Annotated in this window: 16 protein-coding genes and 1 other annotated feature; of the genes, 4 read left to right on the top strand and 12 right to left on the bottom strand. The window is 39.5% G+C overall.

Features of this window, described 5'->3' with window-relative positions:
* Positions 1 to 525: 525 nt before the first annotated feature.
* From HMPREF0873_RS06875 to HMPREF0873_RS06850, 6 genes are all read right to left on the bottom strand, one after another.
* The gene (locus tag HMPREF0873_RS06875; RefSeq protein ID WP_038125740.1) at positions 526 to 1,713 is read right to left on the bottom strand and encodes a flavodoxin domain-containing protein; all 1,188 of its coding nucleotides are present in this window, start codon (positions 1,711 to 1,713) and stop codon (positions 526 to 528) included.
* A gap of 309 nt (positions 1,714 to 2,022) precedes the next feature.
* On the bottom strand, positions 2,023 to 2,562 hold the full coding sequence (locus HMPREF0873_RS06870) for a hypothetical protein (RefSeq protein WP_012863703.1): 540 nt from the start codon (positions 2,560 to 2,562) through the stop codon (positions 2,023 to 2,025).
* A 230-nt stretch (positions 2,563 to 2,792) separates the two neighbouring features.
* Positions 2,793 to 3,863: a 3-isopropylmalate dehydrogenase gene (gene leuB / locus HMPREF0873_RS06865; RefSeq protein ID WP_008715132.1), complete on the bottom strand. Its 1,071-nt coding sequence runs from the start codon at positions 3,861 to 3,863 to the stop codon at positions 2,793 to 2,795.
* A 284-nt stretch (positions 3,864 to 4,147) separates the two neighbouring features.
* A complete protein-coding gene (locus HMPREF0873_RS06860; RefSeq protein WP_008603290.1) occupies positions 4,148 to 4,639 on the bottom strand; it encodes a 3-isopropylmalate dehydratase small subunit in 492 nt (163 codons plus the stop codon).
* 1 nt (position 4,640) lies between these two features.
* A complete protein-coding gene (leuC, locus tag HMPREF0873_RS06855; RefSeq protein WP_008715131.1) occupies positions 4,641 to 5,900 on the bottom strand; it encodes a 3-isopropylmalate dehydratase large subunit in 1,260 nt (419 codons plus the stop codon).
* Position 5,901: 1 nt separating this feature from the next.
* Positions 5,902 to 7,440: a 2-isopropylmalate synthase gene (locus HMPREF0873_RS06850; RefSeq protein ID WP_038125739.1), complete on the bottom strand. Its 1,539-nt coding sequence runs from the start codon at positions 7,438 to 7,440 to the stop codon at positions 5,902 to 5,904.
* Positions 7,441 to 7,594: 154 nt separating this feature from the next.
* Positions 7,595 to 7,796, bottom strand: a binding site (T-box leader).
* A 157-nt stretch (positions 7,797 to 7,953) separates the two neighbouring features.
* Here HMPREF0873_RS06850 and HMPREF0873_RS06845 point away from each other — a divergent pair.
* Positions 7,954 to 8,469: a DUF308 domain-containing protein gene (locus tag HMPREF0873_RS06845; RefSeq protein ID WP_008603296.1), complete on the top strand. Its 516-nt coding sequence runs from the start codon at positions 7,954 to 7,956 to the stop codon at positions 8,467 to 8,469.
* Positions 8,470 to 8,604: 135 nt separating this feature from the next.
* Here HMPREF0873_RS06845 and HMPREF0873_RS06840 read toward each other — a convergent pair whose 3' ends face one another.
* Together HMPREF0873_RS06840 and HMPREF0873_RS06835 are read right to left on the bottom strand one after the other, a co-directional pair.
* Complete coding sequence (locus HMPREF0873_RS06840) at positions 8,605 to 9,018, bottom strand: hypothetical protein (protein WP_024062104.1); 414 nt, start codon at positions 9,016 to 9,018, stop codon at positions 8,605 to 8,607.
* A 387-nt stretch (positions 9,019 to 9,405) separates the two neighbouring features.
* The gene (locus tag HMPREF0873_RS06835; protein ID WP_038125738.1) at positions 9,406 to 10,038 is read right to left on the bottom strand and encodes a hypothetical protein; all 633 of its coding nucleotides are present in this window, start codon (positions 10,036 to 10,038) and stop codon (positions 9,406 to 9,408) included.
* Positions 10,039 to 10,223: 185 nt separating this feature from the next.
* On the opposite strand from HMPREF0873_RS06835, the gene HMPREF0873_RS06830 reads away from it, so the two are divergent.
* From HMPREF0873_RS06830 to HMPREF0873_RS06820, 3 genes are all read left to right on the top strand, one after another.
* Positions 10,224 to 10,505, top strand: coding sequence for a type II toxin-antitoxin system RelB/DinJ family antitoxin (locus HMPREF0873_RS06830; protein ID WP_004697933.1), 282 nt, complete (start codon positions 10,224 to 10,226; stop codon positions 10,503 to 10,505).
* A gap of 6 nt (positions 10,506 to 10,511) precedes the next feature.
* Positions 10,512 to 10,784, top strand: a complete 273-nt coding sequence (locus tag HMPREF0873_RS06825; RefSeq protein ID WP_008603303.1) for a type II toxin-antitoxin system YafQ family toxin — start codon at positions 10,512 to 10,514, stop codon at positions 10,782 to 10,784.
* Between the two features lie 227 nt (positions 10,785 to 11,011).
* Complete coding sequence (locus HMPREF0873_RS06820; RefSeq protein WP_008715128.1) at positions 11,012 to 11,359, top strand: hypothetical protein; 348 nt, start codon at positions 11,012 to 11,014, stop codon at positions 11,357 to 11,359.
* 57 nt (positions 11,360 to 11,416) lie between these two features.
* Here the strand turns inward: HMPREF0873_RS06820 and HMPREF0873_RS06815 are convergent, their stop codons facing one another.
* The 4 genes from HMPREF0873_RS06815 to HMPREF0873_RS06800 all read right to left on the bottom strand — a co-directional run bounded on the left by HMPREF0873_RS06815 (position 11,417) and on the right by HMPREF0873_RS06800 (position 15,152).
* Positions 11,417 to 11,908 (bottom strand): hypothetical protein, encoded by a 492-nt coding sequence (locus HMPREF0873_RS06815; RefSeq protein ID WP_232192017.1) that lies wholly within the window; start codon positions 11,906 to 11,908, stop codon positions 11,417 to 11,419.
* A 218-nt stretch (positions 11,909 to 12,126) separates the two neighbouring features.
* Positions 12,127 to 12,867: an ABC transporter ATP-binding protein gene (locus HMPREF0873_RS06810; RefSeq protein ID WP_038125737.1), complete on the bottom strand. Its 741-nt coding sequence runs from the start codon at positions 12,865 to 12,867 to the stop codon at positions 12,127 to 12,129.
* Between the two features lies 1 nt (position 12,868).
* Complete coding sequence (locus HMPREF0873_RS06805; protein ID WP_038125736.1) at positions 12,869 to 13,636, bottom strand: ABC transporter ATP-binding protein; 768 nt, start codon at positions 13,634 to 13,636, stop codon at positions 12,869 to 12,871.
* On the bottom strand, positions 13,629 to 15,152 hold the full coding sequence (locus tag HMPREF0873_RS06800) for an ABC transporter substrate-binding protein (protein ID WP_038125735.1): 1,524 nt from the start codon (positions 15,150 to 15,152) through the stop codon (positions 13,629 to 13,631). Before HMPREF0873_RS06800 ends, HMPREF0873_RS06805 begins: the two co-directional genes overlap by 8 nt.
* Positions 15,153 to 15,165 lie beyond the last annotated feature (13 nt).

Genomic DNA, 15,165 nt, shown 5'->3' with positions numbered 1-15,165 from the left:
AACCAAATTACCAAGTCTTTATACCTATCAAAATCCGCTTTATTCCTAGCTTTACAGGGAAATAAATTTTACTCATTATTTCCCCTTATGAGTTAAATTTTTCGCAACTTTGTAAACTTTTCTCATATAACAAACTGTATAACTTATAAATAAATAACCACCTTATAAGTACGCAAAATATACCTTATATCCTCATTAATTCACATTCACACTTAATTCATGAATTATATGTGAATTAAACTGTTTTGTATATTTAATCAACAACTTAACATTTTATTATAATTTTATATTTCTATAGCGCCAGTATCTATCAATGCAAATCGGTGCCCCAAAAAACGCTAACGAGAATGTTATGAGAATAAACATGACAAATACAATTTATATTGACTAATATTTTATGTATATGTTTAAAAAAAGAAGGCCCCTATTCTTCATGAAAATACCCCTTTTACTGATTATCCAGTAAAGGGGGTACATATCAAAAATAGGGGTTTTATAACAAGAATCTTTCTTTATTATATGTAATTATGCTAATAAGGCGCTTACAAGTGCTTCTGCTTTATTAAAATCGGATTCTTCTGGGTTCCAGTTGCATTTGATTTCAGGTTCTACTACAGAGAATCCATATTTAGTCAACTCTTCACGGAGTACCTTTGTAGATTCACCAGACCAACCATAGGTACCGAATACAGCAGCCTTTTTATTTTTAAATTTCAACTCACGCAAGAAATCGAGCCAACCAGCTACGGAAGATAATACGCTATTACCTACTGTTGGGGACCCTACAGCAATGGCTTTAGACTTAAAAACTTCCGTCATGATGTCATTTTTATTGGTTTTGCTAATGTTAAAAATCTTAACACGTGTTTCAGGGGATTGTTTCGCAATTTCTTCAGCAATCTTATGGGCCAATTTCTTGGTGCCATCCCACATCGTGTCGTATACAATTGTGACTTGGTCTTCTTGATACGCTTGAGACCATTCATAGTATTTTTCTACGATTTGCATTGGATTTTCGCGCCAAATTGCACCATGACTTGTAGCGATGATATCGATTGGCAAATTGAGTTTTTGAATTTCTTCAACTTTGGCTTTTACCAATGGAGAGAATGGGTTCAAGATATTAGCGTAATACTTCATCGCCTCTTCCCATAGACGGCATTGATCCGCCTTGTCTGCCCACAGTTCTTCTACGGCAAAATGTTGACCGAATGCATCGTTGGAGAACAAGATATTGTCCCCTGTCATATACGTCGCCATGGAATCAGGCCAGTGAAGCATGCGCATTTCTACGAACACCAAGGATTTTCCGTTTCCAACATCTACGGAATCCCCTGTTTTAACGGTTTTAAAGTTCCATTCAGGGTGATGATATTGACCAACCAAGGACTTAACAGCATTTTCCGTACAATAAATAGGCGTATTAGGGATTTTTTCCATTAAAGCAGGCAAGGAGCCACTGTGATCTACTTCGCCGTGGTTACATACGATGAAATCAATCGTATTCAAATCAATTTCAGATTCCAAATTATCAATGAACTCAGAGGAATGAGGTTTCCATACAGTATCAATGAGGACCGTCTTCTCCTCTTCAATCAAATAGGCATTTTGGCTAGACCCATTATTAATGGTGTAATCGGAACCGTGAAACTCTTGCAATTCCCAGTCGATTTTACCAACCCATGATACGTTGTTTTTAATGTGCTTTCTCATAATAACCTCCATGTTCTGTGAAAGTTGATGTGCTTAACTCAGATTTTTTAATGAACCTATATAGAAACACGAATGATAGAAGCAACTTTCACCGATAATACCAAATATATGGCCAAATGTTATATCAATGGATACAACATAAATCGGTCATTAACTATAGTTTTATTATATCGATATCACACAATTAAGTCTGTACCTGTAGGTACAGTTTTGAGAATTATTATAAAAACCACTCATAGGTAATCACATGCCGTACATTAGTACACATCGATTTCCCATGAGTGGTTACGAGTATATGTAATTATATGATTATTTATTACCCGATTTAGATAGTCCAGGGATAGCTTTATAGATATATAATGCAATATATCCATCAACCAAGCTATGAACGATGGTACCGCCACCTACAAGAACAAATACAACGTAGATGAGATCAATGTTTGGCATCGTAGTGGTAGTATAGAACAATAGGCATGCTAGTACCTCACCAATAGCGTGAACGATAGCACAAGCAAGGTTAAACGCAACAAAGGATAGAGCCCCTGTTAATACGCCTGGATGATGTTTAATATAGTAAGCCCCCATCAAGGCAAAGATGATATGAGATGCAGCGCGCATAACGATAACAAGTGGGAAGCCTGCTACAAAGAAGCCGAGCGTAGAACCTATCACGACACAAGCTGCCATCTTTCTAGATAAGAACATAGCTAAGAATATAGGAACATGACTCGCCAATGTATACGATGCCGGTGGGATCACAACTTTCAAAGGCATCACGATAGGAATCATGATGGCTAATGCCATCAATAAAGCAGTAATGGTTAAATTTCGATACATTGAAGAATTCATAAAGGCCTCCTTAAAGAATATTTTGCCATTCATCTACCAATATAGCACTCTAATATATGAAGAACAACTACGTATACCGCTAGTGTCCTACAAAAAAGAGAGGGCCTTACAACCCCCTCTTATTTAATTGGACAAATATATTATAATACCTATATCTTAACGCTTATAATACGATTTTAAAAATGACGTAACTCACGTTAATAACTTTCAGAAATCTTAATTCATTACTTTTATAAACGTTCAATTACGGCTTGCGCCATTTCTGTTGTACCTACCCGTTTCAAACCTTCACGGTAGATATCGCCAGTACGGTAACCATCAACGAGCACTTGTTCTACAGCACTTTCAATAGCGTCAGCCACTTGAGGTAAATCAAGGGAATGACGGCACATCATCGCAGCGGACAAGATTGTACCCAACGGATTCGCCAAGTTTTTGCCCATGATGTCCGGTGCGGATCCGTGGATTGGCTCGTACAATGCAGTACCTGTACCCATAGATGCAGATGGTAAAAGCCCGATGGAACCAGAGATAACAGCACCTTCGTCGGACAAGATATCGCCAAATAAGTTCGTTGTAACGATAACGTCAAACTGTGCAGGATTTACAACGAGTTGCATTGCTGTATTATCTACATAAAGGTAATCTGTTGCGATATCCGGATTAGCAGCGGCTTTCTCTTGAGCGATTTTACGCCATAAACGAGAAGAAGCCAATACATTTGCTTTATCTACGGATACAACCTTTTTGTTACGTTTACGAGCTGTTTCCATAGCGATGTCCATGATGCGCTCTACTTCATAACGGCTGTACGTTTCTTTATCCCAAGCGAACTCGTTAGCACCTTCACCTTGTGCCTCTTCCCGTTCACCGAAGTAAATACCGCCAGTTAACTCACGAACGATAACGAAATCTACATCTTGCACGAGTTCCTTTTTAAGTGGAGAATACTCTTGCAAGGATGGATAGATTTTTACAGGACGCAAATTACAGAACAAACCAAGCTCCTTACGAAGACCTAGAATTGCTTTCTCAGGACGGATAGAAGGATCGACATTATCCCATTTAGGACCGCCTACAGCACCGAGCAATACAGCATCAGCCGCTTTACAAGCCTCAATCGTATCCTCAGTCAAAGGCACACCATACGCATCGATAGACGCACCGCCCGCTTTCTTATCAATCCAATTAACCTTTACACCGGCTTTCTCAAAAGCCACACCACACACAGCCTTCGCGGCCGCAATAATCTCAGTACCGATACCATCACCAGGAATCAATACGATACGCTTTTCGCTCATATTACCTCTCCATATAGTAAAAGATTGTAAACCTCATGCTCTTCCCCCAGTGCCCTTTGCGAAGAAACCGCAATAGAACTTAATGGGACAAGAGCTGGCATATGCCTTGAGACCGACTTAGCTCGCTCCTCATTCCCCCTCTGCCATAAATTCATTCAAGATATTGTTAGCTAGAGGGATTTAAAGTTTTGCTACACAAAAGTAGAACAGTTGGAAACGAAACACGTGTCGAAACCGACTTAGCTCGCTTTGGAGGCTTGAGATACGTGTTTCGTTTCCTCCTGCTACTTACGGTTTTTAGCAAAACTTACAAGACCACCAGCTGCCGCAATGTCTTGAATGAATTGTGGCAATTCAGTCCCTTGGTATTGTTCGTTTTTCGTCAAGTTGTACACGATACCTTTAGACAAGTCTACGCCGATTGCATCACCAGCATCGATACGATCTACTTGTTCGCCGATTTCCACAACTGGTAAACCGATGTTGATAGCATTACGGAAGAAGATACGAGCAAAGGAGTGTGCAATGATAACAGGCACGCCTTTTGCTTTGATAACGCCTGGTGCGTGTTCACGGGAGGAACCACAGCCAAAGTTTTTACCAGCTACCATGATTTCGCCAGCTTTCACATTGGGAGCGAAAGTAGTATCAATATCTTCCATCGCATGTTCGGCCAATTCGTTCCAGTCAGCAATCGCCAAGTAACGAGCCGGAATGATTACGTCTGTATCTACATCGTCGCCGTAGCGCCAGATTTTCTTGCTTTCAAAATCCATATTAAACCTCCTCAGGGCCTGCAATGCGGCCTAATACAGCACTTGCTGCCGCCACGTAAGGGCTTGCCAAATATACTTCAGAATCAACGTGACCCATACGACCACGGAAGTTACGGTTTGTTGTGGAAACGGTGCGTTCCCCTTCAGCCATGATACCCATGTAACCGCCAAGGCAAGGGCCACATGTTGGAGTGGATACTGCGCAGTCAGCTTGAATGAAGATGTCCAACAAACCATCTTTCATAGCTTGATCGTATACATCTTGGGAACCAGGAATTACGATACAACGAACGAATGGAGCTACTTTGTGACCTTTGAAGATTTCTGCAGCTGCTACCAAGTCTTCGTAACGGCCATTTGTACAAGAACCGATGATAACTTGATCGATTTTAATATCCTTGTCGATTTCGTTGATGTAATGCGTATTGGATGGCAAATGAGGGAATGCTACAACTGGCTGCAATTTGGACAAATCGATTGTAATAGTTTGGGCATATGCTGCATCAGAATCTGGAGTGATTGGCTCAACAGGGCGATTTACGCGACCTTTGATGTATTCTTCAGTAATTGCGTCGTAAGGGAATACGCCACATTTACCGCCCGCTTCGATAGCCATATTACAAATTGTAAGACGGTCAGCCATAGTCATATGCTGTACGCCTTCGCCGGCGAATTCAAGAGCCATGTAACGAGCGCCGTCTACACCGATTTGACCAATCAAGTCAAGAATTACATCTTTCCCCGTTACCCATTTATTAGGTTTGCCAATAAGCTCAACCTTAATAGTTTCAGGCACTTTGAACCAAGTTTTACCTTCTGCCATAGCAACGCCTGCATCAGTGGAGCCTACGCCTGTGGAGAATGCATTCACCGCACCATATGTACAAGTATGGGAGTCAGCACCGATCATCATTTCACCAGGACCGATAAGCCCTTTTTCTGGCAAAATAACGTGCTCAATACCCATACGACCAACTTCAAAGTAGTTCGTAATGCCATGTTCGCGTACGAAATCACGCATTACTTTCGCTTGTGTAGCAGATTGAATATCTTTATTTGGCGTAAAGTGGTCAGGCACCAAGTAGATTTTATGACGATCAAATACAGGTTTGCCGATTTTTAAGAACTCTTTGCGAGCCGGTGGGAATGTGATGTCGTTCATCAATACCGCGTCCAAATGACACTCGATGATTTGGCCTGGCTTTACAACATCAAGACCCGCGTGGCGAGCCATATTCTTTTCAGTAATGGTCATACCCATATTATTCTTCCTCCTGTTGTTCTAGCTCCATAGCTAGGAATACTGAGTTTACTGCATTAATATATGCATTTACACTTGATTTAACGATATCGGTGCTGATACCACGTCCATGATACAAGCGACCGTTATATTCTACCTTGAGAGTTGCTTCCCCAAGAGCATCTTTACCAGCTGTGATAGCGCGGATTTGGTAATCTTTCAAGCTGATTGGCAAGCCGACCACACGTTCAACCGCTTTAAGGGATGCGTCTACTGGACCATCACCAACGGCAGCATCAGCTTTTTCACCTTCTGGAGTCATGAGACGAACGTCAGCATAGGCATAGCCTTTTTCACCCAATTTGTAATATTGAGCCACGAGTTCGAATGCTTTTTTGTGATGAAGATTATCTACTACGAGGGCTACGATATCATCATCGTATACTTGTTTTTTGCGGTCTGCCAATTCTTTGAATTTACCGAAGAGATCATTGATTTTCTCTTCTGTGAAAGATTGGAATCCAAGTTTTGCCAAATGATCGGCAAAGGCATGACGACCAGAGTGTTTACCCAATACGAGATCTGTTTTTTCAGCACCTACGGATTCAGGCGTCATGATTTCATACGTTTCAGGGTTGCTCATCATACCATGTTGGTGAATACCAGACTCATGAGCAAAGGCGTTAGAACCTACAATTGGTTTATTTGGAGGAACTACAACACCTGTTAAACGGCTCACAAGTTTAGATACTTTCGTAAATTGTTTTGTATCAATATTCACTTGAAGGTCATCGAAATAATCATGGCGTGTTTTAAGAGCCATAACAACCTCTTCAATTGCTACATTGCCTGCACGTTCACCTAGGCCATTAATTGTGCCCTCTACTTGACGTGCACCTGCTTTAATAGCAGCTAACGTATTCGCATTAGCAAGGCCTAAATCATCATGACAGTGAACGGAGATAATGGCATTTTCAATGCCTGGTGTATGTTCTTTGATATAACGGATTTTGTCACCAAATTCGTTAGGGTTCATGTACCCCACGGTATCTGGTACATTAATAATTGTAGCGCCACCAGCGATAGCCACGCCGAATACTTCACACAAGAAATCCAAGTCTGTACGAGCCGCATCTTCACCGGAGAATTCGATTTCATCAAATTTGCCTTTTGCAAATTCCAAGATAGATTTAACGCGATCCAATACCTCTTGACGAGTCATTTTCAATTTATATTTCATGTGGATTTCGGATGTAGCGATAAACACATGCAAACGGCTGCGCTCTGCATCTTTCAACGCATCAGCCACCTTTTGCACGTCCTTTTCGTTGGCACGGGCCAAACCACAAATCGTTGTGCCTTTAACCTCGCGGGCAATCGTTTGTACCGCGTCAAAATCTCCAGGGGATGCAGCTGGGAAGCCAGCCTCGATTACGTCGATGCCGAGGCGTACTAGGCCTTTCGCAATTTCAATTTTTTCAGGAGTTTGTAAAGATACACCTGGTGTTTGTTCCCCATCACGAAGGGTTGTATCGAAGAAATATACGCGATTCTGTTCCATAATAGCCACCTTTTCTATCCTCATAAAACATAACACTTTATTATATCTATCCATAGTGAAAGTTTGTAACATCGCCAATGTCGACACCATATATAATCAGTGATTTACTAGACTTTCACAAATAAAAAAGCCCCTCAGAACAACCGTCGTTGCTCAAAGGGGCGTTATATTCATAACACGGTACCACCCTAATTGGGACTCGTTTCGGGTATAACGGAACCACCGTCGATGACTACTAACGTTCGCCACCGAAGCTCACGGGAGAGTGTCAGCGTACAACCTCTATTGCCTCGCACCAACCGGCAACTCTCTGAAAGCAGGATCTGTAAACCTTTATACCCATTCATAGCTCGTATTTAAGATATAAAGGTATTATACGGTATTCTATAGAACTGTGTCAACAGGATGGACATGTGAGTTTTGTGAAAACACAGTTTTATCGTTACAATTTGACATCCCCCATGATCTCATGCATACTGTAAATAAGCAGTACCAATGATTGGAGGAATTATTATGAGTGGTTCAAGCAAATTCTTCTTTATTTTATCGGGTATTGTAAGCATTATCCTGGGGATATTCTTACTCTTAAATCCCGTTATTAATCTCATAGCTTTTGCCTGGCTTTTTTCTATTATCTTTTTCGTCAGTGCGGTCAGCTCTATTATAAATTATTTTACGTTATCGTCTGAATTACGTAGCGGCTGGTATCTTATCAGCGGCATTATCAATGCTCTATTCGGTATCTATTTAATATCCGGCGGATTTGCATTCCTACCATTAGTACTCCCAACCACAATCGGCATCTGGATGGTAATTGACGCCATCTTTATTTTCATTAAATCAAGAAAGTCCGACAGCATGGTATCACTCATGGGACGTAATGCAAAATGGCTTGCACTAATTCTTTTACTATTAGGCCTATTACTCATATTCGAGCCGATCGCTTTTGGTGAAGCATTTATCTATTTCATCGCCTTCGGTTTCTTATTTGACGGAATTTATTCCATCGGTGAGGCTTTTAAAAAATAGAATATAACTAAATAATTACACTATAAGATTGACCATGTACTGCCAAAACAGCTGTCATAAATTACGATGTCTATTTCGTATTTGTGGCAGCTATTTTATTTGAAAGTATCTATCCAAAAGCATACCTCTACGCAATCAATCTAAAAAGCTTATCCACTCTAAATGCTCAAAATTATTTAGTATTCTCTTATCCATTTTTACAACTTGATTAGTAAGTTCTATTCGATTATTAACAAATGAAATATCTGTATACCATTCCTTTAAACTAGCATACACATCATTCTCTAAATCAATAATGATGGTTTCAATAGGATCCCAGGTCTTGCATCTTACAGACTCTACCATAACCATACTACTACCTATGAAAGTAACATCCCTACCATAAATCCAAAACGGCAATGCTTTCCCCTTTATAGAAATAGAATATATAGCATCTCCATGAGGCGGTTCTGTTTCATATTGCGCTTTTATATTGTACTTTTCCATTATCTCATTGCTAGCATTTTCTATATATGGCAACGTTGAAATCTTATAATTATCTGCGTTCATATAAGCTCCGTTATTTTTAATATGAAGCACACCAAAGAGGACTGTATATCGCTATTTGTGTAAAGAGTATTTTGCTATACTTATTACGAAGAGAGTCTGTTGACGTGAGTTAGGTTCATCTCCGCGAGGAGGTGATACTATGACAAATCATGAAGTTACCTATGTAATTATCATAGTTCTGTTATCAGTAGTCACTATCATTGCACTAGTTAAGTAGTACAACGATAAACGCCTAACGTATAGAGGAGTGCAGTCCTCTAACACGTTAGGCGTCATCATAATTTTGTTCAGTTTTAGATGAGCCTAACGCCCTAATCACGTTAATGGGCTCTCTTTATATGTATATTATAAGCTAATCAGGCTTAAAAAGATAGTACAGCAATAAACTTAATTAGTACCTACACTGTTAATCATTTCTCTAGCACGCTCAACAGAAACTGGCTCATTAAATAAGAACACATGATTTTGTCCTTCATGTTCCCAAGATGCTAAGTAAACAGCGTCATCTACCATTCGATAGGTTATCGTCATCCCATTTATAATCTCTGTTTTCTGAGGTACATAATCCTTATAGTCACCTGCGATATTACCTGATACGGTAGATACTCGGTATTTAATATACTGCGGCATATCATCTACACGGTCAAAATATATTCCTTTTAAAAGCTCATGATAGGCATACACAACTTGTAATACATCGTGATCCACAATAGATACATGTACGGGACGTAATCCCTCTAAACCACTTGGCAACTGCGGTTTAAAGTTCAAATGTTGCTTAGCCTCATATAGGGTATCAAACACCTCTAGAGATTGACCTTTACGAGTGCTTCTATAATCCTCATCAGTTATAGTACAACTACCAAGTCCATTGGGACATGGGAACTCATTTCGATCACCATAAGGCTGATCATAAATAGAATTACCATTAAGACGGAATCTCATCAACTCATCTGCGGACACAACATTGATGGAACCTATAAAAGCTAGCGTAGCTAACATACATACAACCTTTTTCATGATACAATCCCCTGCAAACAAACTATATATAGTAAGTTAATTATATCACCTAAAAAGCTAATATTTTTTATATTCATAAGTATTTTTCGTCCAGGAAAAGATATATATTATGCTTGCAATTCGCAGTTATAAGATTGCAATTATATAGCATGTGCATTACAATAGAAGTAACAGGAGGTGATACTATGGCAAAAACAGCCTCTATCAGTTTGCGTATCGAGCCAGCTGTAAAAGCACAATTAGAAGCACTATATGCTAGCTTTGGCATATCCGTAACTGATGCGATTAATATTTTTCTCCACACATCACTAATGGAAGGCGGATTTCCATTTCAACCTAAACAACCTCGTTATAATGCAGAAACAGAAGCTGCTATTCAAGAAACGAAAGATATATTGGCAGGAAAAGTAAAAGCAAAATCATATGCTAATGTAAAAGAAATGATTGAGGATTTAGGATTGGAGTAATCAGTTATGTTGAGATTAGTGCTTAGCAGTAAGTTCAAAAAGGACCTAAAGCGCTCAAAAAAACGCGGTAAAGATCTCAATAAACTCTATTCAATCATCAATAAATTACAGAATCAAACGCTATTAGATCCTGGTTATAAAGATCATCCATTAACAGGAAACTACGAAGGCTTTAGAGAGTTACATATCGAGCCAGATTGGCTTCTAATTTATGCAATTAAAGATGACATATTAGTATTATCTTTAACTCGCACGGGTAGCCACTCAGATTTATTCTAACTAAGCTTAAGAGGAATGTGAAAGCATTCCTCTTTTCTATTCCCCAAAAAATTTATACCAGTTATTATCATAAATCTATCCTATTTGATAGTATCTATCGCAAATCATTCTACTATTCAAAATTATTGTAAGTGCTATAATGAACTTATAAAAATGAACAGGTGTTCCTATGATAGTAAGTGCATCTTTCGAAACTCATATTTACTAGTTATATTAAGGAGATTATCATGACACATACACAATTAACACAACTCGTACAAGCTTTATTAGATGCACCTACAAGCAATGAAACAGTAAAGGAATTCGCTCAATCTTGGATTAATGCAGAAGGTACACCTAAACAAGAAGAACTCACGAAACAACTCGTATCTGTAGCAGAACAAAATATTGCACTTATCGACGAAACAATTGGCTTTGCTGGCTCTGAACTCGCTACACAAATCCTTGGTGCAGAAAGCGCAGCTAACCTATTACAACACGCTAAAGACATCAAAGCTGAAGGCGCCAAATTCTGTGACTGTGATGCATGCGTAGCTGCTAAAAACATAATTGATTTGAAAGCGGAACTTGAATAATATAAATGAATAGAAAGAGGCTCCTTAAAAGGAGCCTCTTTCTATATGTTAACTTATTTATACCCTTATATAATCACCTTGAGCTTCACCATTTTCATAAATTTTAGCTTTATCGTCTAATCTACTTTGCTCAATAATTAAACTCAATCCGTATTTATATTTAAATTCATTATCCTGGTTTGTCAAATATGCTAGCTTATCCTCATCTTTTATCACATCATCACGGTTCCACCAAGGCTTTATCTTTATAACAACAAAATTTTTCTCATTATTGCCACGTTTATGAATAATAATATCTGGTCTAATACGACTCTCCCCCATACTTTTTTTATCAGCTACATTTCGATTATATTCACAATCTACATGATATTCAGTAACAAACAACTCCAAATAATGACTAAGTTTATGTGAAATAGATAGTTCACTAACATGTTCATCATTCTTCACCGGTTCATCAGCCTCATAATTTATTAAATACTGATCATTATTATGCAACATATCTAATGACTCCCTCAACACCGCTAAGAACTCATCTATCAGCTCCATCATATATTCTCCTAACAATATAATCTCTCCAACAACAATTTAACTTATATTATTTATTATTCTCCCCTTTTATATAAACTCCTCTATCAATACAACTAATTTATTGATACCAACAATTTTATCTTAATCTACTTAAATAAAAAGACCCTTTATTGTGATATGTCCCCCTTTACTGGACAACCAGTAAGGGGGGGACATATCAAAGCATAGGGGCTTTTTTTCTACTCACTCGCTTCCACAAGTGATTTTGTATATGGGTGTACCGCTTCTTTAAGTCGTTTTGATTCGATAGTTTCTACGATTTGCCCATCTTTCATAACGATGATTCGATCTGTTACGGCTTGTAACAGGCCAATATCATGGCTGACGAATACGTAGCCGAAGGGTTGTTCCGAATGGAGTTTTTGTAATAGGTCTAACACTAGTTTTTGATTCACCGCATCAAGGGCTGATGTAGGTTCGTCAAAGAGTACTAGCTTGGGGTTCATCAACATGATCCGTGCCAATACGACACGTTGTAACTGACCACCGCTGACTTCGTGAGGGTATTTATACACCGTATTTTCTGGCAAGTCTACTCGTTGCATCCATTTACGGATATCGTCCTTTGCTGACGCCACATCCATAAGCCCATAGTTGATATACGGCTCTAAGAGAAATGCTTCTAAGTTCATTCTAGGCGGAATCACCGCCAAGGGATTTTGGAACATCATCTGCATAGAGCGATATATTTCTGTATGATTTTGAATGGAATGGATATCCTCACCAAAGAGTCGCAAGGTGCCAGATGTAGGTTTTTCTAGCAGGGCAATTATCCTAAGCAATGTACTTTTACCAGAACCACTACCACCAGCAATACCTACCCGTTCATTCTCCGCTACAGAAAAAGATATATCATCAACAGCACGAACCGTATGATTGTGGTTTGTATATTGTTTACAGATATTCTCGAGTTGAATCATACTACACCACTTTCATTACAGAATCTAACAAAATACGAGTATACTCATCTTTTGGGAATGCCATAACCTCTTCGGTGGAGCCTACTTCAACGAGCTGTCCCTTATTCATAACGCCAATACTATTGGCAATGCGCGCCGCCGCCTTGATGTTATGCGTTACGATAATCACTGTTGCACCAAGGGCTTGTGTTACCTCTTTCATAAGGTCCAATACAGAGGCTTGCACCAGCATATCTAAGGCACTAGTTGGTTCATCAGCAAATACGATGCTCGGCTTCAAGATAAGGCTTAAAGCTATTGCCAATCGCTGCTGCATGCCACCGCTCAATTGAAACGGATAGGACTGCAAGATACGCTCTCCGTCGGTTAAGTGAACAAGATTAAGCATATCTATAACGCGGCTTACATCATAGCTTTCATCATGAGCACAGAACAAATCCTTAAAGTGATTTTCTACGGTGCGATTTGGATTTAGATAGGCGCTGGGATTTTGAAAGATCATAGAAATCTTCGTGCCCCGCAATTGTCGCCAATCACCATCACTCAATGTAGAAACATCGGTTCCGTTTAGTAAAATTTGGCCGCTAATGGTAGCTTGTTTGAACATGCCAAAGGCGGCACGAACTAACGTAGATTTACCAGATCCGCTTTCACCAACGATGGCAAAGACCTCACCATTGGGCACGGAGAAGGATACATCGCGTACCGCTTGCTCCGCACCATATGAAATTGTAACCTTATCAAATACGATACAATCAGATTTATTCAATAGTAGAATCCTTTGTTAATAAGTAGTAATCGATAGGATGTACTGGTACATTTTTAACTTTTGTAGTAGATACAACTGTTGCACTTGGATATAACAAGTAGATATCTGCCACGTCATCAACTAAGATTTGTTGCGCTTGTTTTGCAATATTAGAGCGTTCGTTTTGATCAAATGTTACAGACAATTGGTCGATTAACGCATCTACTTGAGAATTAGTGTAGCCGCCAACGTTTGCTTTCGCACCAGTTTTGTAGAATAAGCTGAGGAACCAGTAAGGATCGTTTGTAGACATAGTCACTACATTGCGTTCTACTAAATCAAAACCATCTGTACCAAGTGTATCTACTTCATCAGGGCTTTGTAATTTCTTAAGAGTTACAGCAATACCAGCTTTTTTCAATTCTTGTTGGATTTCTTCGTATAAGCTTGTGTCTTTACCCCAAATAGCAATAGTAATCGCTAATTCTTTGCCATCTTTTGCATACATGCCGTTTGCATTCTTAGCGTAACCAGCTTGAGTCAAGATTTGGTCAGCTTTCGCCACATCTGTCATCGGTTTATTAGCAATCGCATCATAACCTAAATTGGCAGATGGAGGGAATGGTGCCGCCCCTGGTGTAGAGCCATTGCCGATGATTTTAGCCATGGAATCATAGTTAATGATATGAGCAATAGCGGAACGCACAGCTTTATCATGCAATGGAGATGCTTCTGTGTGGTTTGCTTTCAACATAAACACACGAACGCCAGCAACGTCTTGAATATTAAAACCGTCTTTGAACAAGCTGCGGTTAGCAGAGTCCACTTTTTGAATTACGTCTACGTCTTTAGATTGCAACGCCATAGCGCGTTTGTTATTGTCTTCGATGTCTTTTACAGTTACAGTATCAAGACCTGGTTTGCCACCCCAGTAATCTGCGAAGGCTGCGAGTTCAATTGTTTCACCTTTTTTGAAAGCAGTGATTTTATAAGGGCCTGTAAGAACTGGTTTAGATGCTACGTCTTTAAGATCTGCAGTATCCATGATAACGAAAGCAGGTTCAGTCAAACTGGACAACAAAGAACCATTAGGCTCTGTAGTTTTAATAATCAAGTTTTGACCATCTACTGTGATGGACTCAATTTTAACAGCTTTAGCGGAACGAGCACTTTGTTTCATCGTATACTCAATGGACTCTTTTACCTTTTGAGGCGTCATCGGAGTACCATTGTGGAATTTTACGTTTTCACGGATGTGGAATTTCCATGTTGTAGGGTCCACATTTTCCCAGGAGTCTGCCAATTGTGGAGTAAATTTCATATCTGGTGTTACCGTTGCCAATGTTTCACCAGCGCCGATACGCGTCAATGTCCACGCGTCCCATTCGTGAGTTGGGTCTAATGTTTCACCAAACCAATACAAACCAACATTCATATGCTTCCCTTGTTTGCCATCTTTAGCAGTATCATTGCCACAGCCGACCAAGAGAGCCACCATACATAGCATGGACAAACATGCTAACAACCAACGTTTCATAATATCTCCTTTA

It is taken from the genome of Veillonella sp. 3_1_44 (assembly GCF_000163715.1).
GTDB classification, from domain to species: domain Bacteria; phylum Bacillota; class Negativicutes; order Veillonellales; family Veillonellaceae; genus Veillonella; species Veillonella parvula_A.
The sequence above is the reverse complement of the archived record's forward strand: the minus strand, read 5'-3'. Positions and strand labels throughout refer to the sequence as shown.